This is a genomic window from Streptomyces sp. NBC_00637 (assembly GCF_045161545.1).
In the GTDB taxonomy this organism is placed as follows: domain Bacteria; phylum Actinomycetota; class Actinomycetes; order Streptomycetales; family Streptomycetaceae; genus Streptomyces.
The window spans coordinates 3810104-3834402 of the sequence record NZ_CP109046.1 but is presented as its reverse complement, the minus strand read 5'-3'; the positions used below and the strand labels follow the sequence as shown (position 1 = coordinate 3834402).

The following is a 24299-nucleotide window of genomic DNA, read 5'->3' as shown; positions in this document are numbered from 1 at the left end:
ACCCTCGGCTCAGGCGTCGGCAGCCTCGGGCTCGGGCAGCTCCGGCCGGTTGGCCGCGAGTCGGTTCCCGATGTCCCGGAGTCCCGTGAGGTCATGCACATCGCCGGGCAGCGCTGCCACTTCGGACACCGCCACCTCGGGGTGCAGCGCGGTGAAGCGGTCACGCGTGCGCTGCTCGCGGGAGAGCAGGTGCATGCGTTCCGCGTGCAGCCTCAGCAGGCCTGCGGTGAGGTTGTCCACGGTCCGGTCCGCGTCGGCGCCGCTGTTCGCGTCGGCGCTCGCCGTCCGGTCCGTGTCGGTGGCCGTGGGCCGGTTCGCGCCGGTGGGGGCGTCGCGCTCCGGATCGGTTGCGGGAGATTCTGAACTGCCGTACGTGTCGGGAGAGTTACGAAGACCAGCTTTCCCGCCGTCCTGATCCACAATGCGGGTCTCTTCAAGATTTTCCGCCGCGCGGGTGTGGACGAGGTCGAGGTTCTCCGCAGCGGCGAGCGCCCGCTCGGCGGACAGCTGGGCGGCGCCGCTGCCGTGCACGCGGTTCAGGACCAGGCCGGCCAGCGGCATGTCCTCGGCGGCCAGGCGCTCCACGAAGTACGCGGCCTCCCGCAGCGCGTCCCGCTCGGGAGCCGCCACCACCAGGAACGCCGTGCCGGGCGCCTGGAGCAGCTTGTACGTGGCGTCCGCGCGCGTGCGAAAGCCGCCGAACATCGAGTCCATCGCCGCGACGAACGTCTGTACGTCCTTCAGCAGCTGCCCGCCGAGCAGCTTGCCGAGCGCGCCGGTCATCATCGACATCCCGACGTTCAGGAACTTCATCCCCGCGCGGCCGCCGACCTTGGCCGGTGCGAGCAGGACGCGGATCAGCTTGCCGTCCAGGAACGACCCGAGCCGCTTCGGCGCGTCCAGGAAATCCAGCGCCGAACGGGACGGCGGTGTGTCGACCACGATCAGGTCCCACTCGTCCCGCGCGCGCAGCTGCCCCAGCTTCTCCATCGCCATGTACTCCTGCGTGCCCGCGAAGCCCGCCGAGAGCGACTGGTAGAACGGGTTGCCCAGGATCGCGGCGGCCCGGTCGCCGTCCGCGTGCGCCTCGACGATCTCGTCGAAGGTGCGCTTCATGTCGAGCATCATGGCGTGCAGTTCGCCGTCCCCCTCGACGCCCTTGACGCGTCGCGGGGTGTTGTCCAGCGAGTCGATCCCCATGGACTGGGCGAGCCGGCGGGCCGGGTCGATGGTGAGGACCACCACCTTGCGGCCCCGCTCGGCCGCCCTCAGCCCCAGCGCCGCCGCCGTGGTCGTCTTCCCGACGCCGCCCGAGCCGCAGCACACCACGATGCGGGTCGCCGGGTCGTCCAGCAGCGGATCGAGGTCCAGCACGGGCGCGGGGGAGAGACGACGCCGGGTGCTTCCCTGGTCGTGAGTCTGGTCCGGACTCATGCGATCCCCTGCTTCCGCAGTTCGTTGGCGAGCTGGTACAGGCCCGCGAGGTCCATGCCCTCGGCGAGCAACGGCAGTTCGTGCAGCGGCAGATCGAGCTCGCCGAGGACCGCGCGCTGCTCGTGCTCCAGCGCGTACCGCTCGGCGTACTCCTCGGCCTGCAGCAGGAGCGGATCCACCAGCCGCTCGGCGTGCCCCCCGCGCCGCGCCCCGCCGAGTCCCGCGGCGGACAACGACCGGGCAACAGAAGAACGCGTCACGGTCCGGACGAGTTCCAGTCCGTCCTCGTCCAGTACCTCGGGCCGCACCATGTTGACGATGACCCGTCCCACCGGCAGCTTCGCCGCCCGCAGCTCGGCGATACCGTCGGCGGTCTCCTGGACGGGCATCTCCTCGAGCAGCGTCACCAGGTGCACGGCCGTCTCCGACGACTTCAGCACCCGCATCACGGCCTGCGCCTGATTGTGTATCGGGCCGATCCTGGCCAGCCCGGCGACCTCGTCGTTGACGTTCAGGAAGCGGGTGACGCGTCCCGTGGGCGGGGCGTCCATGACGACGTAGTCGTACACGAACCGCCCGCTCTTGTCCTTGCGCCGCACGGCCTCGCACGCCTTGCCGGTGAGGAGGACGTCCCTCAGGCCCGGCGCGATGGTGGTGGCGAAGTCGATGGCGCCGAGCTTCTTCAGGGCCCGTCCGGCGCCTCCGAGTTTGTAGAACATCTGGAGGTAGTCCAGAAGGGCCAGTTCGGGATCGATGGCCAATGCGTACACCTCACCGCCCCCCGAGGCGACGGCGATCTTGCGTTCCTCATAGGGCAACGCCTGTGTCTCGAAGAGCTGTGCGATGCCCTGCCGGCCCTCCACCTCGACGAGAAGCGTCCGCTTCCCTGCCGTGGCGAGGGCCAGCGCGAGGGCCGCGGCGACCGTCGTCTTGCCGGTCCCGCCCTTACCGCTGACGACCTGGAGCCTGCTCACGTCTTCGAGCGTAACCATTCGGCGCCCGAGGCAATCGGCAGGCTGTGGACAAGAGGGGTCGATATCGGCCACATGGCCTGTGGAACGGGCCCTCGGGCGACAGCGGATACAGTCGCCCCCATGACCAAGTGGGAATACGCAACCGTGCCGCTGCTCGTCCACGCGACGAAGCAGATTCTGGACACCTGGGGCGAGGACGGCTGGGAGCTCGTCCAGGTCGTGCCCGGGCCGAACAACCCGGAGCAGCTCGTCGCCTACCTGAAGCGGGCCAAGGCGTGAGTGCGGTCGAGGCCAGGCTCGCCGAGCTGGGGCTGACCCTGCCTGCGGTCGTGCCGCCTCTCGCGGCCTACCAGCCGGCCGTGCAGTCCGGCCCGTACGTGTACACGGCCGGCCAGCTGCCCATGGTGGACGGCAAGCTGCCGATCACCGGCAAGGTCGGCGGCGAGGTCACCCCCGAGGAGGCCAAGGAGCTGGCCCGCACCTGTGCGCTGAACGCCCTGGCCGCCGTCAAGTCGGTCGCTGGCGACCTGGACCGCATCGCGCGCGTGGTGAAGGTCGTCGGCTTCGTGGCGTCCGCCTCGGACTTCACCGGCCAGCCCGCCGTCCTCAACGGCGCGAGCGAGCTGCTGGGCGAGGTCCTCGGCGACAAGGGTGTGCACGCCCGCAGTGCGGTGGGCGTCGCGGTGCTGCCGCTGGACGCGCCCGTGGAGGTCGAGATCCAGGTGGAGCTCGTCCCGTAGCCGCTTCCGTCCCGTAGGCGCCCTCGGCCCCGTGGGCGCCTTCCGGACGCCTCTCCCGGGTGCCCGCAGGCCTCCCCGAGGCGTCCCCGCGGGCTCCCCGAGGTGGCCTCGCAGGGAGCGTGGACGCGCTCTGACCTCGGGTGCCCCTCGAACATTCGCGCACCACGGGATAGCCTCGCGCCCATGGCGAATGGGCAGTGGTTTCCCCAGGACTGGCCGGAACGCATCCGCGCGCTCGCGGACGGCACGCTCGTCCCGGTCGTCCCGAAGCGCGCGGCCACCGTCATGCTCCTGAAGGACACCGACGGCGGCCCTGTCGTCCACATGCTGCGCAGACGCGCCTCCATGGCCTTCGCCGCAGGCGCGTACGCCTATCCCGGCGGTGGCGTCGACCCGCGCGACGACGACCTTCACGTCCGCTGGGCGGGCCCCACACGCGCGTGGTGGGCCGAGCGGCTCGGCGTCGACGAGACGGCGGCCCAGGCGATCGTCTGCGCGGCCGTACGCGAGACCTACGAGGAGGCCGGCGTGCTCCTCGCGGGGCCGACGTCCGACTCCGTCGTCGGGGACACCACCGGAGCCGACTGGGAGGCCGACCGGGCGGCGGTGGCCGCCCGCGAACTGTCCTTCGCCGAGTTCCTCGACCGCCGCGGCCTGGTCCTGCGCTCCGACCTCCTCGGAGCCTGGACGCGCTGGATCACGCCGGAGTTCGAGTCCCGGCGCTACGACACCTGGTTCTTCGTGGCCGCCCTCCCCGAGGGCCAGCGCACCCGCAACGCCTCCACCGAGGCCGACCGCACGGTGTGGATCCGTCCGGCGGACGCGGCGGCCTCGTACGACAAGGGCGAGCTGCTGATGATGCCGCCCACCATCGCGACCCTGCGCAGGCTCGTTCCGTACGCGACGGCCGCCGAGGCGCTGGCCGCGGCCCCCGACCGCGACCTGACGCCCGTCCTGGCGCAGGCCCGTCTGGAGGACGGCGAGGTCGTGCTGTCGTGGCCGGGGCACGACGAGTTCACCAAACACATCCCGACCGAGGCGGCCGGCGCGACCGAGGCGACGCGCGGGGGCCCCGCATGACGGACGTCCGTGGGCGAGCGGACGCCGACGGCCTTCGAGGCCGCCCGGCCGGCGGAGGGCGGGCCCCTGGGGGAGCTCTCGCGCCGCCTGGAGCCCCTCGACGCGCCGCGCCGGCCGTCGGCCGCCGAAGTGACGTTCCGCCCAGCCCTATGGAAGGCCCCTTCGCATGACCGACGCAGCCGCACTCCCCGGCCAGCCGCGAGGCGGAGTCCTCTCCGGCCCGGCCACCCCGCGCGCGGTCAACGTCCTCGCGCCGAACGCGTCCGCGATGACCCTGGACGGCACGAACACCTGGATCGTCTCCGAGCCCGACTCCGACCTTGCGGTCGTGATCGACCCGGGCCCGCTGGACGACGGCCATCTGCGCGCGGTCGTCGACACCGCCGAGCGGGCGGGCAAGCGCGTCGCCCTGACCCTGCTGACGCACGGCCACCCCGACCACGCGGAGGGCGCCGTCCGTTTCGCCGGACTGACCGGCACGAAGGTGCGGGCTCTGGACCCGGCGCTAAGGCTCGGCGAGGAGGGCCTGGCCGCCGGGAACGTGATCACGGTGGGCGGCCTGGAGCTGCGGGTCGTCCCGACGCCCGGCCACACCGCCGACTCTCTCTGCTTCCACCTCCCGGCCGACCGGGCCGTGCTGACCGGCGACACGATCCTCGGCCGCGGCACGACCGTCGTCGCGCATCCCGACGGCCGCCTGGGCGACTACCTGGACTCCCTGCGCCGGCTCAGGTCCCTCACGGTCGACGACGGCGTCCACACCGTCCTGCCGGGCCACGGGCCGGTCCTGGAGGACGCACAGGGCGTCGTGGAGTTCTACCTCGCCCACCGCGCCCACCGCCTCGCCCAGGTCGAGACGGCCGTCGAGAACGGCTACCGCAGCCCTGCCGAGGTCGTCGCCCATGTGTACGCCGACGTCGACCGCTCCCTGTGGCCGGCGGCGGAGCTGTCCGTGCGGGCCCAGCTGGAGTACCTCAGGGAGCACGGACTCATCCCCGGCCCGGCCTAGACCAAGAGCGCGAAGTGCCCACCCGGGCTCCTGACGCCCGGCAGGCGCTCCTTGCGGGGAACGACCTAGTGCTCCTCCGGCCTGTCGGCCTTCACGCCGTGCACGCGCGCGTACTCCTCGGCGAGCCAGGGGCCGAGGTCGTCGACGTAGGACGCGAGGACGGCGCGGTCACCGCTCGGCTCGTACCCGAGGACGGCCGCCCTCCGTAGCTGCTCCGCGCGCTGCGGGTAGTAGGCCCCGAAGGCCTCCGCCATCTCGTGCAGGTCGCTCGTCCAGCCGTTCCAGCGGGGCATGACGAGCGTGAACGCGGTGCGCACCAGGTGGCGGGACATGAACCGGACGAGAGGGCGCCTGGCCTCCGCGGAGTCGTCCGCCGAGGCGATGCGATCGCGCCAGCGCTGCAGGAACAGAGCGAGGTCGCCGTTGGTCTCACGCGCGAGCAGGGAGTCCGGGCGGTAGCGCGGAAGGTACGCGGCGAGGTCCTCGCCGAGCAGCGGCGTGCACAGACACGCCAGGAACCACCCCAGGTCGTGCCTCTCCAGGTCGCTCAGCACGCGCGCGTGGCCGACGAGCAGGGTCCCGCCGCCGTCGATCTGCGGGAACTCCTTGTCGAGGGCTTCGTCGAGCGCGCGGCCGTCGGCCCGGTCCGCGGCGGTGGGCTCCTCGCGCAGGACCACCAGAAGGTCCAGATCGCTGCGGCCCTCACGCGCGGTCCCGCGCGGAATCGACCCGTAGAGGTACGCACTGTGCAGCCGGGTCCCGAAGGTGTCCGGGATCCGGTCCCGCGCCGCGACGACGACCGGCCGGAAAACGTCCGCCACGCGCGCGAGGGAGGAGCCTTCGCGGGCGATGTGTCCTCGGGAGTCGAGACCTCGGGAGTGAAGCGTCTGTGCCATGGGACCACTGTGCTGCCCCGAGAGCGGCCTGGCAGCCCGTTTTCGGGTGTGTGGGCGGCCGTCGGGTGACGGGGGACGCGGGCCGGCCAAGACCGGCAGCGAAGAGCCAGGGGCGGCTGGGAGCGCCTTGGAGCTGCTGGGGGCTGGGCGCCCCCAGCGACGGTCACATCGTGAGCAGAGACCGCTGACGAACGCTCATACGGTCACTCCCGCCGGGCCGGGGTCGGCGGCTAGCGCGACCGCTTGGCCAGTCGCTCCACGTCCAGCAGGATGACGGCCCGCGCCTCCAGGCGCAGCCACCCGCGCTGGGCGAAGTCCGCCAGCGCCTTGTTCACGGTCTCGCGCGACGCGCCGACGAGCTGGGCCAGCTCCTCCTGCGTCAGGTCGTGGACGACGTGGATGCCCTCCTCGGACTGCACGCCGAAGCGGCGCGAGAGGTCCAGCAGGGCGCGGGCCACGCGGCCGGGGACGTCCGAGAAGACCAGGTCGGACATGGCGTCGTTGGTCTTGCGCAGGCGCCGGGCGACGGCGCGCAGCAGGGCGGTGGCCACCTCGGGCCGGGCGTTCAGCCAGGGCTGGAGGTCACCGTGGCCGAGGCCGAGAAGCTTGACCTCGGTGAGGGCGGTGGCGGTCGCCGTGCGCGGACCCGGGTCGAAGAGCGACAGCTCGCCGATGAGCTCGCTGGGGCCCACGACGGCGAGCATGTTCTCCCGGCCGTCCGGGGAGGTGCGGTGGAGCTTGACCTTGCCCTCGGTGACGACATAGAGCCGGTCGCCCGGGTCGCCCTCGTGGAAGAGGGAGTCGCCACGGGCCAGGGTCACCTCGCTCATGGAGGCGCGCAGTTCCGCGGCCTGCTCGTCGTCGAGTGCCGCGAAGAGCGGGTTGCGCCGCAGAACGTCGTCCACGAGTTCTCTCCTATTCGACCTGCTCAGGGGATCTTGCTCCCCCGCTTACCAGGGGACCGTGTTCCCCGTTTTGCTGGACGGTCCAAACAGTGTGATCTGTCACAAGGATGCCGCACACGTGTCCCGAGGTAAGCGGCAGGGGTCCAATTGGGGGCCGATCTTCAGGGTCCGGGGCGGATGTCGGTGCCGGGCTTTAGGCTGGCCGAGTGTCCAAATCGCCGGTGAGAGCACAGGCCAAGGGGGCTGGGCGGGTGGTTGTACGTCGAGTTTCCGCTGTGGGCGAACAGGGCCCCGGCGGTGGTAGGAAGACGGCAAAGGTGACGAACGAGATGCCTGCGAAGAATGCGCCCGACAGCGGGAAAGCGGCCGCCGGGAAGGTCGCGGCCGGACGCGGTGCGGGCAAGGCCCCCGCGGACAAGGACGCCGTCGGCAAGAGCGCGGTCGGAAAGAGTGCCGTCGGCAAGGGTGCCCGTGTCAGGAAGCCCGAGTCCCCGACCGCTCTCGTCCGCCGTGCCCGCCGCATCAACCGCGAGCTCGCCGAGGTCTACCCCTACGCCCACCCCGAGTTGGACTTCGAGAACCCCTTCCAGCTGGTGGTCGCCACGGTTCTGTCCGCCCAGACCACCGACCTCCGGGTGAACCAGACGACCCCCGCCCTCTTCGCCAAGTACCCCACCCCCGAGGATCTGGCCGCCGCCGATCCGGAGGAGGTCGAGGAGATCCTCCGCCCCACCGGCTTCTTCCGGGCCAAGACCAAGTCCGTGATGGGCCTGTCCAAGGCCCTGGTGGAGGAGTTCGACGGGGAGGTGCCCGGCCGGCTGGAGGATCTGGTGAAGCTGCCCGGCGTCGGCCGCAAGACCGCCTTCGTGGTGCTGGGGAACGCGTTCGGCCGGCCCGGGATCACCGTGGACACGCACTTCCAGCGGCTCGTACGGCGCTGGCAATGGACCGAGGCGACCGAGCCCGACAAGATCGAGGCGGCCGTCGGCGCGCTCTTCCCCAAGAGCGACTGGACGATGCTCTCGCACCATGTGATCTTCCACGGCCGCCGTATCTGCCACGCCCGCAAGCCGGCCTGCGGCGCCTGCCCCATCGCCCCGCTCTGCCCGGCGTACGGCGAGGGGGAGACGGACCCGGAGAAGGCCAAGAAGCTCCTGAAGTACGAGAAGGGCGGCTTCCCCGGCCAGCGGCTGAACCCGCCCCAGTCCTACCTGGACGCGGGTGGCCGGCCGGCCCCGCCGCTGGGGGCCGGATGACGGCAGGGCTGACCGCGACCCGACCCGAACGGGCTGCCCGGGCTGAACGGGCTGAACGGGCTCCGGCGGTAAGAACGTGGACGGCACGCACGACATGCACGGCGCGTACGGCACGCACGACACACTCGATCGGGGGACGGCGCGCGGAACGATCTGTCGGCTCCCGGGCGTTGGACAGGGCAGAACGGGGGGTGGTGTGGCGATGGCACGCGCGAGCGACACGCAGGGTGGTGCGGTGACGCTGAGCAAGGAGGGCCTGCCCGCCTGGCTGGATCCGGTGGCGCATGCCGTGGAGACGGTCCAGCCGCTCCAGCTCAGCCGCTTCCTGCCGCCGGAGAACGGCGCGGGGCGCCAGTCGGCCGTCCTGATCCTGTTCGGCGAGGGCGAGCGCGGACCCGAGCTGCTCCTCATGGAGCGCGCCAGCTCCCTGCGCTCCCACGCGGGTCAGCCCTCCTTCCCGGGCGGCGCCCTCGACCCGGAGGACGGCGACCCGCACGGGGAGGGGCCGCTGCGGGCCGCTCTGCGCGAGGCCGAGGAGGAGACCGGGCTCGATCCGGCCGGCGTCCAGCTCTTCGGTGTGCTGCCCAAGCTGTACATCCCGGTCAGCGGCTTCGTCGTCACCCCCGTCCTGGGCTGGTGGCGCGAGCCGAGCCCGGTCGGTGTCGTCGACCCCGCGGAGACGGCCCGTGTCTTCACCGTCCCCGTGGCGGATCTCACGGACGCGGAGAACCGCGCCGTGGCCGTGCATCCCAGCGGTCACCGAGGCCCGGCATTTCTGGTCGAATCCGCTCTTGTGTGGGGTTTCACGGCCGGTGTGATCGACCGGTTGCTGCACTTCGCGGGCTGGGAGCGCCCCTGGGACCGCGAGAAGCAGGTCCCGCTCGACTGGCGGTCATGACAGGGTGTCCACCGTGCTGTGTCTGTCCGGGGGAAGCTGTGCCCCATCGCCGCTTCGCGGCGGGTCGGACCCCCGGCCGACCTGTGGTGACCGCGAATTGACGAGGCGAGGCGCGAAGCGGTGAACGTGCTGGACATCCTGTTGTTGGTCGCGGCCCTGTGGTTCGCGGTCGTCGGCTACCGCCAGGGCTTCGTCGTCGGCATCCTGTCGGTGATCGGTTTCCTCGGCGGCGGCCTCGTCGCCGTCTACCTGTTGCCCGTGATCTGGGACGCGTTGACCGACAACTCCGAGGTGAGCACCACGGCCGCCGTGGTCGCGGTCATCGTCGTGATCGTCTGCGCCTCGATCGGCCAGGCTCTCACCACGCACCTCGGCAACAAGCTTCGCCGGTACATCACCTGGTCCCCGGCCCGCGCGCTGGACGCGACGGGCGGCGCGCTCGTCAACGTCGTGGCGATGCTGCTGGTGGCGTGGCTGATCGGATCCGCCCTGGCCGGCACCACGCTGCCCACGCTGGGCAAGGAGGTCCGCAGCTCCAAGGTGCTGCACGGGGTGTCCGACGCGCTGCCCGACCAGGCCGACACCTGGTTCGCGGACTTCTCCTCCGTCCTCGCGCAGAACGGCTTCCCGCAGGTCTTCAGCCCGTTCTCCAACGAGCCGATCACCGACGTGCAGCCGCCGGACCCGGCCCTGGCCAACAGCGCCGTGGCCAAGCGCGCTCAGCGTTCCATCGTCAAGGTCATGGGTACGGCGGAGAGTTGCGGCAAGGTGCTGGAAGGCACCGGCTTCGTCTTCGGTGAACGTCGCGTCATGACCAACGCGCACGTCGTGGGCGGCGTCGACGAACCCACCGTCCAGATAGGCGGCGAGGGCCGCAAGTACGACGCCACGGTCGTCCTGTACGACTGGAAGCGCGACATCGCCGTCCTGGACGTACCGGATCTCGACGCGCCCGCCCTGGAGTTCACCACGAAGGACGCGGTGAGCAGCGACGACGCGATCGTCGCCGGCTTCCCCGAGAACGGGTCGTACGACGTCCGCGCCGCGCGGGTGCGTGGCCGTATCACGGCCAACGGCCCGGACATCTACCACCGCACCACCGTGCGCCGTGACGTGTACTCACTGTTCACGACCGTCCGTCAGGGCAACTCCGGAGGCCCGCTGCTCACCACCGACGGCAAGGTGTACGGCGTGGTCTTCGCGAAGTCCCTCGACGACGCCGACACCGGCTACGCCCTCACCGCGGACGAGATCCAGCAGGACATCACGCAGGGGCGCACCGCGGGCCAGCAGGTGGACAGCGACAGCTGCGCCCTGTGAGAAGTCCTGAGGGGTCCTGCGGAGGGGCCCCGTACAGGGCCCCTCTGGATCCTTCGCCGGGTCAGCCTCGAGGGTGACGCAGGCGGACCGAGACCCAGCGGGCCCGGCGGCGCAGGATGCGGGGAATGCCCACGCGGAGGTCGGTACCCGGCAGTTGCGGGTCGGCACCTCGTCGGTGGGGGCTCAGGCCACTGGCCGAGCGGCGGTTGCGTGCTGCATCACTGTAGTCGTGCGTCCAGCCCATACACCGACGTCTGCCCCTGCCCCAAGGTCGATAACCGCGCTCGGAGCGGCCAATTGGCCTATGCGCCGGGCATTTGGCTGTTCGTCGTACAGACGTTCAGAACCGGGTACCGGACGCGAGGGCGCGGTCACCGATCGGGCTCGGGATCCTTCAGCCAATTGACCAGTTCGGTGGAGAAAGCGACCGGGTCCTCCTCGTGCGGGAAGTGGCCGAGACCGTCGAACAGCCGCCAGCGGTACGGCGCTTCGACGTACTCACCGGAACCGGCCGCGCTGCGCGTGCGCATCACCGGATCGAGAGACCCGTGCAGATGCAGGGTGGGCACGCGCACGGGACGCTTCATACGCCGGTAGAACTGGACGCCGTCCGGCCGGGCCATCGAGCGCACCAGCCACCGGTACGGCTCGACGGCGCAGTGCGCGGTGGACGGGATGCACATGGCGCGCCGGTAGGTCTCCACCGCGTCGTCCTCCGGCAGCCGCGGCCCGGACCAGTCCCGGATCAGCCGGCCCACCAGTTCGCCGTCGTCGGCGGTGAGCTGACGTTCGGGGATCCACGGCCGCTGGAATCCCCAGATGTGGGAGCTGGCACTCGTCTGCCGGACGTCGGCGAGCATCGCCGAACGCCAGCGCCGGGGGTGCGGCATCGAGGAGACGGCGAGCCTCCGCACGAGCTTGGGGCGCATCACGGCCGCCGTCCACGCCAGGTAGCCGCCCAGGTCGTGGCCGACCAGGGCGGCGTCCGGCTCGCCCAGGGAGCGGATCACGCCGGTGATGTCGAGGGCGAGGTTGGCCGGGTCGTAGCCGCGCGGCGTACGGTCGCTGCCGCCCACGCCCCGCAGGTCCATCGCGACGGCCCGGAAGCCCGCGTCCGCCAGCGCGACCAGCTGGTGCCGCCACGTCCACCAGAACTGCGGGAAGCCGTGGACGAGCATGACCAGCGGACCGTCGCCGAGCTCGGCGATGTGGAAGCGGGCACCGTTCGCGGCGACCTCGCGGTGGGTGACCTTGACGCCGCAGACGGCGTCCGGCCGTACGACCGAAGCGGGCTGGGCCGGAGGGGTGGCGGGGTCCGTCATGACGACGAGCGTGCCACAGCCTCGATGGCCTCCGGGACCCGGTCCTGCGGCAGCTCGGGCCGCGGGTGCGGCTTGGCGTTCTGCAGGACGCCCGCCGACGCCTTCATCGACGCGGCGACCTTCTGCGGGCCCTTGCTCTTCTGCGCCTTCTTCGCGAAGACGACGCCGATCAGGACTAGGACGAGCGCGACGAGCACGTTCGCCGCGAAGGAGAGCAGGAAGCAGATCGCGAGATTCCAGTCGCTCCAGGTCCGAATGCCGTACGCCAGGGCGAAGTTGAGCATCGGAAGGGAGAACAGCAGGACCGCGCCGGCCACCGAGAACGCCCCACCGCTCGTCGCTCCCCGTTTGACGTCCTGCTTCAGCTGCGCCTTCGCCAGCGCGATCTCGTCGTGCACCAGCGCCGACATTTCGGTCGTCGCCGAGGCGAACAGCTGGCCGATGCTGCGTTCGGCACCGACCGGGCTGCCGTCGGGTGCGCTCATCGCGTTCTCCCTCTCCTGCTGCTGTGCTGCTTCTGGCTTCTTTTGTACCGTCCCGTCAGATCATGCCGGACGGCCGCCCTTCTCGCCTGCCCCGCCCGTCACTTCGGCAGGCCCGTGGCGCGTGTCGGACCCTCCCCGGCCTCTCCCCGGGCTTCCTCCCGAGCGTCGTCCCGTGCCTCCGCGCGGCCGCTCTCGCGGGCGATCTGCTCGGCTCGGCGGCGGTGTTCGGCGGCCTTTCCGTCGTAGATATCCGCCATCCGCAGGTGGTAGGCCGGGTCGTCCTCCTCGTACACGTCCGGGATGCCGTCGAGGTCCTCGTCGCGCTCTTCGGCCTCGCACATCCGGCGGTACTCGGCGTTGCGCAGCTTCAGCAGCACCGTCGCGAGGGTGGCCGCGATCAGCGAGCCCACCAGGACGGCGGCCTTGACCTCGTCGGTCAGGAGCGCGTCGCCCTCGAAGGCGAGCTCTCCGATCAGCAGCGACACGGTGAAGCCGATACCGGCGAGGGACGCGACGGCGAAGACGTCCGCCCAGGCGAGGTCCTCGCTCAGCGAGGCTCGGGTGAAGCGGGCGGTCAGCCAGGTCCCGCCGAAGATGCCGATGGCCTTGCCGACGACGAGACCGAGGACGACGCCCAGGGTCTCCGGCTTGCCGAACACATCCCCGAGCGCGTTGCCCGAGATCGCCACACCGGCGCTGAACAGGGCGAACAGCGGCACTGCCAGGCCTGCGGACAGGGGCCGGACGCGGTGCTCGATCCGCTCGCCGGGCGAGTGCTTTTCGCCCTCGCGGGTCGTGCAGCGCAGCATCAGGCCCATCGCGACCCCGGCGATCGTCGCGTGTACGCCGCTGTTGTACATCAGCGCCCAGATGACGAGGGCGAGGGGGATGTAGATGTACCAGCCCGCCACGCCCTTACGCAGCAGCAGCCAGAACACGAGGAGGCCGACGGCCGCGCCGCCCAGCGCGACGAAGTCGATGGTGCTCGTGAAGAAGACCGCGATGATCAGGATCGCGAACAGGTCGTCGACGACCGCGAGGGTGAGCAGGAAGGCGCGCAGCGCGCTCGGCAGCGAGGTGCCGATGACGGCGAGCACGGCCAGAGCGAACGCGATGTCGGTGGCCGTGGGCACCGCCCAGCCGCCCAGCGAGCCACCGCCGGCGAGGGCGGTGAGGGTGTAGACGAGCGCGGGCACGGCCATCCCGCACAGCGCTGCCGCCACGGGGAGCGCGGCGGCCCGGGGGTCCTTGAGGTCGCCCGCGACGAGTTCTCGCTTGAGTTCGATTCCGGCGACGAAGAAGAAGATCGCGAGCAGGCCGTCGGCCGCCCAGTGCTCGACGGAGAGGTTCAGTCCGAGGGCTTCGGGGCCGAGGTGGTAGTGGCTGACGCTCTCGTAGCTGTGGTGCAGCCCGGGTACGTTCGCCCAGACCAGCGCGGCGACGGCCGCGACGAGCAGCAGTACACCGCCGACGGTCTCGGTGCGCAGCGCCTCCGCGACGAAGTTTCGCTCGGGCAGGGACAGACGTCCGAAGACCTTGCGGGGGGCGGTGTTGCGGGGCGCGGACACGGTGAGGGCCTCCGGTCGGTGGGCAGCACTGAACACATGCCGACCAGACTTCCCGGCGCACCTTTTTGTTTACCCTACCTAAAGTCCGCAAGGAGAAATCCGGCGATCCCCACGTTAGGTGCGAAAAGGGCACCCGGCGCGGCTGGCGCCGAGTGCCCCTGTCTGGCCTGCTCAGTCCTCGCTGGGCGCGGTCGGGAGCTTCGCCTGGATGAGGTCCATGACCGAGGAGTCGGTCAGGGTGGTGACGTCTCCGAGTTCACGCTTCTCGGCGATGTCCCGCAGCAGACGGCGCATGATCTTGCCGGAGCGGGTCTTGGGCAGCTCCGTGACCGGGTGGATCTCCTTGGGCTTGGCGATCGGGCCGAGCGTGGTGCCGACGTGGTTGCGCAGGTCGGCGACGAGGTGCTCGTCCTCGGCGTTCGCCGTGCCGCGCAGGATGACGAAGGCGACGATGGCCTGCCCGGTGGTCTCGTCCGCCGCGCCGACGACGGCCGCTTCGGCGACGGCCGGGTGGGACACGAGCGCCGACTCGACCTCGGTGGTGGAGATGTTGTGGCCGGAGACGAGCATCACGTCGTCCACGCGGCCGAGCAGCCAGATGTCGCCGTCGTCGTCCTTCTTCGCCCCGTCGCCGGCGAAGTAACGGCCCTCGAAGCGCGACCAGTAGGTGTCGAGGAAGCGCTGGTCGTCGCCCCAGATGGTGCGCAGCATCGACGGCCACGGCTCGGTCAGTACCAGGTAGCCGCCGCCGCCGTCGGGCACCTCGTTGGCCTCGTCGTCGACGACGGTGGCGGAGATGCCGGGCAGCGGGGTCTGCGCGGAGCCGGGCTTGGTCTGGGTGACGCCCGGCAGCGGCGAGATCATCATCGCGCCGGTCTCGGTCTGCCACCAGGTGTCGACGATGGGCGTCCGGTCGGCGCCGATGTGCTTGCGGTACCAGATCCAGGCCTCGGGGTTGATCGGCTCGCCGACCGAGCCCAGGACCCGCAGGGACGACAGGTCGAACTTCGCGGGGATGTCGTCGCCCCACTTCATGAACGTACGGATCGCCGTCGGTGCCGTGTAGAGGATCGTCACCCCGTACTTCTGCACGATCTCCCAGAACCGGCCCTGGTGCGGGGTGTCCGGCGTGCCCTCGTACATGACCTGCGTCGCGCCGTTCGCCAGCGGCCCGTAGACGATGTAGGAGTGCCCGGTGACCCAGCCGACGTCGGCCGTGCACCAGTAGACGTCCGTTTCCGGCTTGAGGTCGAAGACCGCGTGGTGCGTGTACGCGGTCTGCGTGAGGTAGCCGCCCGACGTGTGCAGGATGCCCTTGGGCTTACCCGTGGTGCCGGAGGTGTAGAGGATGAACAGCGGCTGCTCGGCCCCGAACGCCTCGGGCGTGTGCTCGGCCGACTGGCGCTCGACGATCTCGTGCCACCACACGTCCCGCTCGCCGTTCCAGGCGACGTCCTGGCCCGTCCGCCGCACGACGAGCACATGCTCGACGTTGCCGGCGCGGTCGGCCGCGTCGTCGACGGCCGGCTTCAGCGCGGAGGGCTTGCCGCGCCGGTATCCGCCGTCGGACGTGATGACGACCTTGGCGTCGGCGTCCTGGATGCGGGTGGCCAGCGCGTCCGCCGAGAAGCCGCCGAAGACGACGGAGTGCGCGGCGCCGATCCGGGCGCAGGCCAGCATCGCGATCGCCGTCTCGGGGATCATCGGCATGTAGACGGCGACCCGGTCGCCCTTCTCGACGCCCAGTTCCAGCAGGGCGTTGGCGGCTTTCGACACCTCGTCCTTGAGCTCGGCGTAGGTGATGGCGCGGCTGTCGCCGGGCTCGCCCTCGAAGTGGATGGCGACGCGGTCGCCGTGTCCCGCCTCGACGTGCCGGTCGACGCAGTTGTAGGCGACGTTGAGTTCGCCGTCCTTGAACCACTTGGCGAACGGCGGGTTCGACCAGTCCAGCGTCTCGGTCGGCTCCTTGGCCCAGGTCAGCCGTCGGGCCTGCTCGGCCCAGAAGCCGAGCCTGTCAGCCTTGGCCTGTTCGTACGCCTCCGCCGTGACGTTGGCGTGCGCGGCCAGGTCGGCGGGGGGCGCGAACCTGCGCTCCTCGCGCAACAGGTTGGCCAAGGATTCGTTGCTCACGACATCTCCCTTTCGAAGGGTGTCCGTGTCCGTTGTGTCCCAGGCCACAGCTCATCAGACCCAGGGGTCCGGTGACAAGGCCCGACCGAAAATTGGTTTAGACCTGTAGGTCGCCACTTCTCGACCCTGTTTCCGGTGGCCAGGGGGTCTTCCCCGGACCGACCCAGGGGTCATCCGTACCCACGGACACGGAGCGGACGGAGTTCAGCCGGTGTAACGCCTTTCACATCTCCGTGCCGCTCCGCGCCGCCGGACATCGGGAGCCGCAGTGCCGGTCAGGCCGACATGTCCACCTCTCCCACGTGACCGAACAGCTCGCCGTCGTCCGTGGCCGCCTCGGACAGCAGGTACGTCTGCGCCTCACCCACGTGGAAGTACAGCCCGTGCAGCTCCAGCGCTCCGTCCCGCAAGGCCCGTGTCACGGACTCGTGGGCCCGAAGATGCTCCAACTGCTGGACCACGTTGGTCAGGCAGAGCTGCTCGACCGCGTCCACCGGCGCGCGACCGGCCAGTCGAGCGTGCGGGCGGCCGTCGTCGGCCATCCGCTTCAAGCTCGGCACACCGTGCCGCAGCCACCGCTGCAACGGGGTCCGCGCGGCGCCCGGCTCGGAGTGGAGCAGGGCCTGCATGGCCCCGCACCCGGAGTGCCCGCACACCGTGATGGACCGCACCTTCAGCACGTCCACCGCGTACTCGATCGCGGCCGCCACCGAGTCGTCCCCGCTCTCCTCGCCGGGCGACGGTACGAGGTTGCCGACGTTGCGCACCACGAACAGGTCGCCCGGACCACTGGAGGTGATCATGGAGGTGACCAGCCGGGAGTCGGCGCAGGTGAGGAAGAGCTGGGTGGGCCGCTGTCCTTCCCGGGCCAGCCGCGCCAGCTCGCCCCGCACCAGCGGTGCGGTGTTGCGCTGGAACGCGCTGATACCGCGCACCAGTCGCCGCCCACTCGGCTCGACGGACGGTCCCGGCTGTTCCGGCTCCGACTGCCGCTCCGGTCCCGGCCGAGTCGGTCGCTCCGGCCGTCTGGACTTCGACTGCGTGGCCGACTCCGTGGCCGACCTCGGGGACTCTGTCGTCTCCCTCCTCCGGGCCGTCTCGGGCGACCCTGCCGCTTGTGCTGTGTCTGCTGCGGTGGGTGCTTCTGCCGGCTGTGCTGTCAGTGCTGTCAGCGCTGTCGGTGCCGGTGTCTCTGCCGGGGTCGTTGTCTGGGGTGTGTGTGCTGGCTGCGACACCTGCGACGCCTCTGGTGTCTCTGGTGTTTCCCGGGGGACTTCGCACTGGTGGTTGCGCCACGGCGTCCAGGGGCGGCAGCGGCAGTCGGCGATCGGGACCTCGCCGGCGCGAGCGGGGTCGAGAGCCGGGGGAGTGGCCGAGGCGCCTTCTCCGACGTCGATGCCGAAGTGGAAGCCCGTACCGGCGCTCGTGCGGGAGCCGACGCCTGCCTCGGTGTCCGCCTCGAGGTCGGTTCCGGTGTTGAGCCCCGTCCCGGCGGAGCGGCGGCCGGTCAGCTCGACGGAGCCACCTCGGGCGGTGTGGGTCTTCTGCCAGTCCTGCAAGGCCTCGTACGCCGCGTGGTCCATGAAGGAGCCGTCCAACTCGACGACGACGTGGGTGGCTTGGGGGACGAGATGCAGGATGCGGCTGAGCCGCGGCACTGCGAGAAACGTCAACTGGCCTCGTACGTGTACGTGATGGACTCCTTCCTTCTCGTGGTGCGTGATGCGGGTGCGGGCGAGCCGGTGCAGGGCGACGGCCACGGCCACGGCGATGCCGAGCGTCACGCCTTCCAGGACCCCGAGGATCACCACGCCGAGGGTCGTGACGGCGTACACCAGCACCTCACGGTGGCGGGTCACCGTGCGAATGTGGTGCAGGGACACCATCTGGATGCCGACGGCCATCACCAGGGCGGCGAGTGAGGCGAGCGGGATCAGATCCAGGATCGGGACCATCAGCAGCGCGGCGACTACTACGAGAACGCCGTGCAGCATCGTGGAGTTCCGGCTCACCGCACCGGCGTGGACATTCGCCGAACTGCGCACGGCCACGCCCGCCACCGGAAGCCCGCCGAGGGCTCCGGAGACGATGTTGGCCGCGCCTTGGCCCAGCAGCTCACGGTCCAGATCGGAGCGGCCGACACGGGCTGAGCGGGCGCTGAGCAGGTCCGGCCGCGAAGAGATCAGTTTGTCCACGGCGACCGCGCCGAGCAGCGACTGCACGCTGCACACCAAAGTCGTGGTGAGGACGGCGGCCACGAGCCCGAGCACCGGCCCCTCGGGCAGCCCGGCCAGCGCGTGACTGCTCCACGACGGCAGGTCCACCTTGGGCAGGGTGAGCCCCGCGAGCGAGGCGGTGGCGGTGGCGCCGGTGACGGCGACGAGCGCGGCGGGCACTTTCCGTGCCAGGCGGCCGACGCGGCCGGGGATGCGCGGCCAGAGCAGCAGCAGGGTCAGGGTCAGCGCGCTCACGGCCAAGGCCGCGGGTTGCAGTCCGGCCAACTGGGCGGGCAGGGCGCGGAGATTGTCGAGGACCGAACTCTGCGGGGTGCCGCCGAGCACGACGTGCAGTTGGGCGACGGCGATGGTGACGCCGATGCCGGCGAGCATGCCGTGCACGATGGCGGGACTGACGGCGAGTGCGGTGCGCGCCACACGCAGGCAGCCGAGGCCCAGCTGGGTGAGTCCGGCGAGGACGGTGATGGCGCAGGTCGTCCGCCAGCCGTAGCGCTGGATGAGGTCGGCGGTGACCACGGTCAGGCCGGCTGCGGGGCCGCTGACCTGGAGGGGCGCGCCGGCGATCCATCCGGCGACGATTCCGCCCACGGCGGCGGCGACGAGGCCTGCCTGGAGGGGCGCGCCGGTGGCGAGGGCGATGCCGAGGGACAGGGGCAGGGCGATCAGGAAGACCGCGATCGAGGCGGACACGTCGGCGCCCGCGATGCGGAAGCGGCGGTGCGGGGCCGGTGGGGGGCTGTGGGCCGGGTGGTTGCGCTCGGGGCGCGTCGAGTGGGTGGTGCGGGTGGGGGCGCAGGCGGACATGGTTCCCGTCTCCTCCGGGGCAGCGCGGTCGCGGAACAGGTGGTCCCCCGGTTGGGGCGGGGGTGGTCGCGGCCGTGGGTCACGGCGTGCAGCGGCGGGATGAAAATCAACGCTCGGTAAACAGATCGTAATGCAGAGTAAAGCTCAAGTCTGGATATTTGGGGCAAATGGTGCAGGTATTCACTCCCTGGAGTGAAGTGAGCTTTTTATCGGCTTGTCGTATTAATTCCTTCTCGACTCCATGCGACCTTGACGGCGCTGCCGGCTCGTCCCGGCACGTCACCAGAGAACGCCCTCGTCGGCGTTGGCCGAGAGAAGGAAGAAGGTGGGCGGAAGATGGCCGCCACCCAGAGGATCGCCGCGGGCGCAGTGGTCGCCGCTGCTGTCGCCGCATCGCTCGCCGGTTGCGCAACGGGAACCGGCGGTTCCCACGGCTCCGGGGAGGGAGTGCCGGGCCCGCTGAAAGCCAAGCCGGTTCCGGCCCCCAAGAGTGTCGTCCGCCTGATCGGCGACGGCTCCACCGCGTACACCGGAGCGCAGCCCCACCTCCCCCGCCCCGAACGGCTGAAGCCGGGCCAGAAGCCGCCGCAGTTCGTGGTCTTCTCCTGGGACGGCGCCGGCGAGGACAGCCAGAGGCTGTTCTCCCACTTCCGTCAGGTGTCCAAGGCCAACCACGCGACGATGACGTACTTCCTCAGCGGCGTGTACATGCTGCCGGAGGAGAAGGCCGACCAGTACCGGCCGCCGCAGCACTCGCCGGGCCGTTCCGACATCGGCTTCAACGACGAGCAGGGCATCGCCGACACCGTGAAGCAGCTGCGCCTGGCGTGGCTGGAGGGCAACGAGATCGGCACCCACTTCAACGGTCACTTCTGTGGCAAGAACGGCGGCGTCGGCGAGTGGTCCGTCGAGGAGTGGAAGGACGAGATCGGCCAGGCCAAGCAGTTCGTGAGGACCTGGAAGACCAACACCGGCATGAAGAACGCGGCCCCGCTGCCGTTCGACTACGACAAGGAACTCATCGGCGCCCGCACCCCCTGCCTCGAGGGGCAGAAGAACTTCATGAAGGCCGCCCGCGAGCTGGGCTTCCGCTATGACACCAGCGGGGTCAACAACCAGGTGTGGCCCGGCAAGAAGCAGGGCCTGTGGGACCTGTCGATGCAGCTCGTGCCCTTTCCCGGTCACTCCTACGAGCAGCTCACCATGGACTACAACTTCATGGTCAACCAGTCCGGGACCGCCACACAGGGCGACCCCGACAAGCGCGCGTTCTGGGGCCACCAAATGCGTGACGGTCTGCTCAAGGGTTTCGGCCGGGCCTACTACGGCAACCGCGCCCCGCTGATCATCGGCAACCACTTCGAGTCCTGGAACGGCGGCACGTACATGCGCGCCGTCGAGGAGGTCGTCGAGAACGTCTGCAACAAGCCGGACGTGCGCTGCGTGTCCTTCCGGCAGCTCGCCGACTGGCTGGACGCCCAGGACCCGCAGACCCTGGCCAAGCTGCGCACGCTGGACGTCGGCGAGTCCCCGAAGCGCGGCTGGGAGTCCTTCCTGTCCGGCAGCCCCGCCCCGGCGCCCAAGGGCGTGCCCGGGGCTCCGGCGGTCAGGCAGTAGGCCCCAGGCCGACAGGAACCGTCACACGGAGGCTGTGAGGCTTTCGCCGAGGACGAATCCGGGGTCGACCTGTGCCGCCAGGTCGACTCCGGTGCGTTCATTGCCCCAGGACTCGGCGTTCTTCAGGTGGAAGTGCACCATCTGCCGTGTGTAGCGCTCCCAGTCGCGCCGTTCGTACGCCGAGTCGACGGTTGTCCGCAACAGCCGCAGGGCCTGCCGGTTGGTGTCCTCCAGGAGGTGGAACCGGGGCGGCCGGCCCTTCTCCATCGAGCGCACCCAGTCCGAATGGCCGACCGTCACGAGCAGGTCGTCCCCGACCTCGGCGCGCAGGAAGTCGATGTCGTCCTGCCCCTGCACCTTGTTGCCGACGACCTTCAGCGCGACGCCGTAGTCGCGGGCGTACTCCTTGTACTGGCGGTAGACGGAGACCCCCTTACGGGTCGGCTCGGCGACGAGGAACGTGAGGTCGAAGCGGGTGAACATGCCGGAGGCGAAGGAGTCCGAGCCCGCGGTCATGTCGACCACGACATACTCGTCACGGCCGTCGGCCAGGTGGTTCAGGCACAGTTCCACCGCTCCGGTCTTGGAGTGGTAGCAGGAGACCCCCAGGTCGGCGTCCGTGAAAGGACCCGTGACCATCAAACGGACGGCGCCGCCGTCGAGTTCCACCGGCCGGGCGCAGGCGTCGTACACGGGATTGTTCTCGCGCACCCGCAGCAGCCGGGAGCCCTCGCCGGGCGGAGTCGTCTTGATCATCGTTTCGGTGGAGGCGACGCGGGGGTTGGAGCCCCGCAGGTAGTCCTTGATCAGCGGCAGCCGGTCGCCCATCGCGGGCAGTCCGGCGGCCTCCGCCTCGTCGAGGCCGAGAGCGGGCCCGAGGTGCTGGTTGATGTCCGCGTCGACCGCGATCACGGGCGCGCCGTCGGCGACGAGGTGGCGGATGAACAGGGAGGACAGGGTGGTCTTGCCGCTGCCACCCTTCCCGACGAAAGCAATTTTCATGTTCACAAAGAGTAGTGCGGTGATAGCTGTACGTGGCAGGCGTGCGTGAAGAAGACCACTCCTTCGTGGGGTGCCGGTGCCGGTTGCGTAGTGTCGTACTCATGAGTACGACAGGCGCGTCCGCCGATCCGCTCGCGGCCCTGGGCTCCCTGCCCGGTGTGGCCGAGTCCGTGGAGTCCATGCGCAAGGCCGTGGACCGGGTCTACGGGCACCGTGTCATGCGCCGCCGCAGCACCGAGATCACCTCGGAGGCCGCTCTGCGCGGCGCCCGTGGCTCGGCGGCCCTGTCCGGGGCGGACTGGGCCCTGGAAGAGGTGCGGCGGCGCACCGACTTCGGCACCGATGACGAGGCTCGTGTGATGGGAGCGGCTCTGCGGCTGTCCGCCGAGGCCGGCCAGCTGCTGTCCATCTGGAGGCAGTCGCCGCTGCGGGTGCTGGCTCGGCTGCATCTGGTGGCCGCGGCGACCAGTGACGACGAGGTCGGACGTCCCCGACAGGCAGGTGAGGCGGTCGACGAGCCGCTGATCGAGCTGCCGCTGCCGAGCGCCGCCGAGGTGGCCGGCCGTCTCGAGGGACTGTCCGAGCTGATCATCGCGGGAGGCTCCGCGCCCGCCCTGGTGACGGCCTCCGTCGTCCATGGCGAGCTGCTCGCCCTGCGCCCGTTCACTTCCCACAACGGTCTGGTCGCGCGGGCCGCCGAGCGCATCGTCCTGATCGGCAGCGGCCTCGACCCCAAGTCGGTCTGCCCGGCCGAGGTGGGGCACGCCGAGATCGGCCGGGCGGCCTATCTGGCGGCCCTGGACGGCTACGCCTCCGGTACCCCGGACGGGATGGCCGCCTGGATCGCGCACTGCGGCCGGGCGGTCGAGCTGGGCGCCCGTGAGTCGACGGCCGTGTGCGAGGCGCTCCAGCGCGGGGCGGCGTGAGCCACACGCGCGCGTGAAGCCCGGGTGCGGGGTGCCGGGTGCGGGGTGCGGGGACGGCCGTACGGGCACCGGGCGCGCGGACTGGGCGGGATACGGAAAAGGCCCCCTCGCGGGGGCCTGACAAAGGGTTGCGGCGGTACGAGTCCTCGTACCGCCGCTGGCATGCTCACCCGGTTACCAAGCGTCCTCGATATATTGCCCATCAGGCCGGGAACTTCGCCCGTGACCTGGTGCGGCTGGCCCGTAATCGACGGGTCGACGTCGCGTGGGTGCCCAGTGGTCATGCGCGGTCCGTGGGGCCAAATGCGTTATTAAGGTGATCCTCGCGGATGTCCTTGGTCTCGCGGGCCGTTAAGTCCTTTGTACTCCTGGACCCCGGTAAGCGGAAGTGCTGGCACCAGTTCTTTGCTTTTGCTCCCAAAGGGGTTTTAAACGGGCGTATCTGTGCGCGCCTGGGGAGTGACACCCGCCCCGCGCGTGGGTGCGGCTTCAGGCGGTCGCCGCCCGGCGACGGTTCGCGTACCAGACGAGGCCCGCGGTGGCCGCCGCCGCTCCTATGGCCGCAGCCGCGACGAGCGCGGGACGGGGCGGTACGGAGAACGACGGAATCCGCTGCTTGAGGCGTACCGGCCGGTGGAAGTCGAGGATCGGCCACCCGCGCGTGACGGCCTCGCGGCGCAGGGCCCGGTCGGGGTTCACGGCGTGCGGGTGCCCCACCGACTTCAGCATCGGCAGGTCGGTCGCCGAGTCGCTGTAGGCGTAACAGCGCGAGAGGTCGTACCCCTCGGACCGCGCCAGCTCCTTGATCGCCTCCGCCTTCGTCGGGCCGTAGGCGTAGTACTCCACCTCGCCGGTGAAGCAGCCGTCCTCGCCCACGACCATGCGGGTGGCGACCACGCGGTCCGCGCCGAGCAGCTCGCCGATCGGCTCGACCACCTCGGCGCCGGAGGTGGACACGATCACGACGTCACGGCCGGCCGTGTGGTGCTCCTCGATCAGCGAGGCCGCCTCGTCGTAGATCAGCGGGTCGATCAGGTCGTGAAGGGTCTCGGCCACGATCTCCTTCACCTGTTGGACGTTCCAGCCGCGCACGAGGGCGGACAGGTACTCGCGGGTCCGCTCCATCTGGTCGTGGTCCATACCGCCCACGAGGAACACGAACTGGGCGTATGCGGTCCGCAGGGCAGCCCTGCGGTTGATCAGGCCGCCTTGGTAGAAGGACTTGCTGAAGGTGAGCGTGCTCGACTTCGCAATGACCGTCTTGTCCAGGTCAAAGAAGGCCGCTGTGCGGGGCAAGGAGTGGTTTTCCACATCCAAGAGCATAGGGGCAGCTCATTCGGCGTAAGGTGGGCGCGTGGGTTTGCCTGAGAAGGCTCTCGGGTACACCATGGAAGTCACGGATCGTTCGCGACCGTGCTAACGCGGTCCGGCTCCTCCCCCCCCCGAGTCGGCCGTGAAGGCGACCCCCGCTCTCCCCCCCGGCGGGGGTCGTCGCATGTCCGGGCGGGTTTTCCAGTTCTGTACGCGGCCCCGGCGCCGCATCGAGGCGGCTGTGGTCGCCTCTTTTTCTTGGCCACCGACCGTCACGGTGCGTAGCCGTCGGACTCCTCTGCGGAAGTCGCACAGCAGACGGTACGGGGCTCACCGGTATGGGTGACGGCGATATTCACAGCCACCCGCTCGTCCACAGTTTTCC

General features: G+C 70.6%; 21 protein-coding genes. 9 read left to right on the top strand and 12 right to left on the bottom strand.

Annotated features, from left to right (window positions below; genetic code table 11):
- Positions 1-9: 9 nt before the first annotated feature.
- Together OG440_RS16675 and OG440_RS16670 are read right to left on the bottom strand one after the other, a co-directional pair.
- On the bottom strand, positions 10-1434 hold the full coding sequence (locus tag OG440_RS16675; RefSeq protein ID WP_406007608.1) for an ArsA family ATPase: 1425 nt from the start codon (positions 1432-1434) through the stop codon (positions 10-12).
- Positions 1431-2408 (bottom strand): ArsA-related P-loop ATPase, encoded by a 978-nt coding sequence (locus OG440_RS16670; RefSeq protein ID WP_406007607.1) that lies wholly within the window; start codon positions 2406-2408, stop codon positions 1431-1433. Before OG440_RS16670 ends, OG440_RS16675 begins: the two co-directional genes overlap by 4 nt.
- Positions 2409-2528: 120 nt before the next feature.
- On the opposite strand from OG440_RS16670, the gene OG440_RS16665 reads away from it, so the two are divergent.
- The 4 genes from OG440_RS16665 (at position 2529) to OG440_RS16650 (ending at position 5237) form a co-directional block, all read left to right on the top strand.
- Positions 2529-2687 (top strand): DUF4177 domain-containing protein, encoded by a 159-nt coding sequence (locus tag OG440_RS16665; protein ID WP_020129281.1) that lies wholly within the window; start codon positions 2529-2531, stop codon positions 2685-2687.
- Entirely contained in the window at positions 2684-3148 is a 465-nt protein-coding gene (locus tag OG440_RS16660; protein WP_406007606.1) for a RidA family protein, read from the top strand. The genes OG440_RS16665 and OG440_RS16660 overlap by 4 nt, the downstream gene beginning before the upstream one ends.
- 183 nt (positions 3149-3331) lie before the next feature.
- A complete protein-coding gene (locus OG440_RS16655; protein WP_406007605.1) occupies positions 3332-4228 on the top strand; it encodes an NUDIX hydrolase in 897 nt (298 codons plus the stop codon).
- 166 nt (positions 4229-4394) lie between these two features.
- Positions 4395-5237: an MBL fold metallo-hydrolase gene (locus OG440_RS16650; protein ID WP_406007604.1), complete on the top strand. Its 843-nt coding sequence runs from the start codon at positions 4395-4397 to the stop codon at positions 5235-5237.
- A gap of 65 nt (positions 5238-5302) precedes the next feature.
- On the opposite strand, the gene OG440_RS16645 is transcribed toward OG440_RS16650, so the two are convergent.
- Together OG440_RS16645 and OG440_RS16640 are read right to left on the bottom strand one after the other, a co-directional pair.
- Positions 5303-6133, bottom strand: a complete 831-nt coding sequence (locus OG440_RS16645; protein ID WP_406007603.1) for a nucleotidyltransferase domain-containing protein — start codon at positions 6131-6133, stop codon at positions 5303-5305.
- A gap of 230 nt (positions 6134-6363) precedes the next feature.
- On the bottom strand, positions 6364-7038 hold the full coding sequence (locus OG440_RS16640) for a Crp/Fnr family transcriptional regulator (protein WP_020129286.1): 675 nt from the start codon (positions 7036-7038) through the stop codon (positions 6364-6366).
- A 329-nt stretch (positions 7039-7367) separates the two neighbouring features.
- On the opposite strand from OG440_RS16640, the gene nth reads away from it, so the two are divergent.
- From nth to OG440_RS16625, 3 genes are all read left to right on the top strand, one after another.
- Positions 7368-8294 carry an endonuclease III gene (nth, locus tag OG440_RS16635; RefSeq protein WP_406007602.1) on the top strand — a complete coding sequence of 309 codons (927 nt, stop codon included), beginning with the start codon at positions 7368-7370 and terminating at the stop codon, positions 8292-8294.
- A gap of 202 nt (positions 8295-8496) precedes the next feature.
- A complete protein-coding gene (locus OG440_RS16630) occupies positions 8497-9192 on the top strand; it encodes an NUDIX hydrolase (protein WP_406007601.1) in 696 nt (231 codons plus the stop codon).
- Between the two features lie 120 nt (positions 9193-9312).
- Entirely contained in the window at positions 9313-10512 is a 1200-nt protein-coding gene (locus OG440_RS16625; RefSeq protein WP_406007600.1) for a MarP family serine protease, read from the top strand.
- 61 nt (positions 10513-10573) lie between these two features.
- Here the strand turns inward: OG440_RS16625 and OG440_RS16620 are convergent, their stop codons facing one another.
- From OG440_RS16620 to OG440_RS16595, 6 genes are all read right to left on the bottom strand, one after another.
- On the bottom strand, positions 10574-10756 hold the full coding sequence (locus tag OG440_RS16620) for a hypothetical protein (RefSeq protein WP_406007599.1): 183 nt from the start codon (positions 10754-10756) through the stop codon (positions 10574-10576).
- Between the two features lie 127 nt (positions 10757-10883).
- A complete protein-coding gene (locus OG440_RS16615; RefSeq protein WP_406007598.1) occupies positions 10884-11834 on the bottom strand; it encodes an alpha/beta fold hydrolase in 951 nt (316 codons plus the stop codon).
- A complete protein-coding gene (locus OG440_RS16610; RefSeq protein ID WP_406007597.1) occupies positions 11831-12319 on the bottom strand; it encodes a phage holin family protein in 489 nt (162 codons plus the stop codon). The genes OG440_RS16615 and OG440_RS16610 overlap by 4 nt, the downstream gene beginning before the upstream one ends.
- Positions 12320-12417: 98 nt before the next feature.
- Positions 12418-13887, bottom strand: a complete 1470-nt coding sequence (nhaA, locus tag OG440_RS16605; RefSeq protein ID WP_406007596.1) for a Na+/H+ antiporter NhaA — start codon at positions 13885-13887, stop codon at positions 12418-12420.
- Between the two features lie 171 nt (positions 13888-14058).
- Positions 14059-16017 carry an acetate--CoA ligase gene (gene acs, locus OG440_RS16600; protein ID WP_406007595.1) on the bottom strand — a complete coding sequence of 653 codons (1959 nt, stop codon included), beginning with the start codon at positions 16015-16017 and terminating at the stop codon, positions 14059-14061.
- Positions 16018-16292: 275 nt separating this feature from the next.
- A complete protein-coding gene (locus OG440_RS16595) occupies positions 16293-19058 on the bottom strand; it encodes a SulP family inorganic anion transporter (RefSeq protein WP_406007594.1) in 2766 nt (921 codons plus the stop codon).
- A gap of 336 nt (positions 19059-19394) precedes the next feature.
- Between OG440_RS16595 and OG440_RS16590 the strand changes: the two genes are divergently transcribed.
- Positions 19395-20675 (top strand): hypothetical protein, encoded by a 1281-nt coding sequence (locus OG440_RS16590; RefSeq protein ID WP_406007593.1) that lies wholly within the window; start codon positions 19395-19397, stop codon positions 20673-20675.
- Between the two features lie 21 nt (positions 20676-20696).
- Here OG440_RS16590 and OG440_RS16585 read toward each other — a convergent pair whose 3' ends face one another.
- The gene (locus tag OG440_RS16585; protein WP_406007592.1) at positions 20697-21677 is read right to left on the bottom strand and encodes an ATP-binding protein; all 981 of its coding nucleotides are present in this window, start codon (positions 21675-21677) and stop codon (positions 20697-20699) included.
- Positions 21678-21778: 101 nt separating this feature from the next.
- Between OG440_RS16585 and OG440_RS16580 the strand changes: the two genes are divergently transcribed.
- Complete coding sequence (locus tag OG440_RS16580; protein ID WP_406007591.1) at positions 21779-22603, top strand: oxidoreductase; 825 nt, start codon at positions 21779-21781, stop codon at positions 22601-22603.
- 489 nt (positions 22604-23092) lie between these two features.
- On the opposite strand, the gene OG440_RS16575 is transcribed toward OG440_RS16580, so the two are convergent.
- Positions 23093-23926, bottom strand: a complete 834-nt coding sequence (locus OG440_RS16575) for an HAD family hydrolase (protein ID WP_406007590.1) — start codon at positions 23924-23926, stop codon at positions 23093-23095.
- Positions 23927-24299 lie beyond the last annotated feature (373 nt).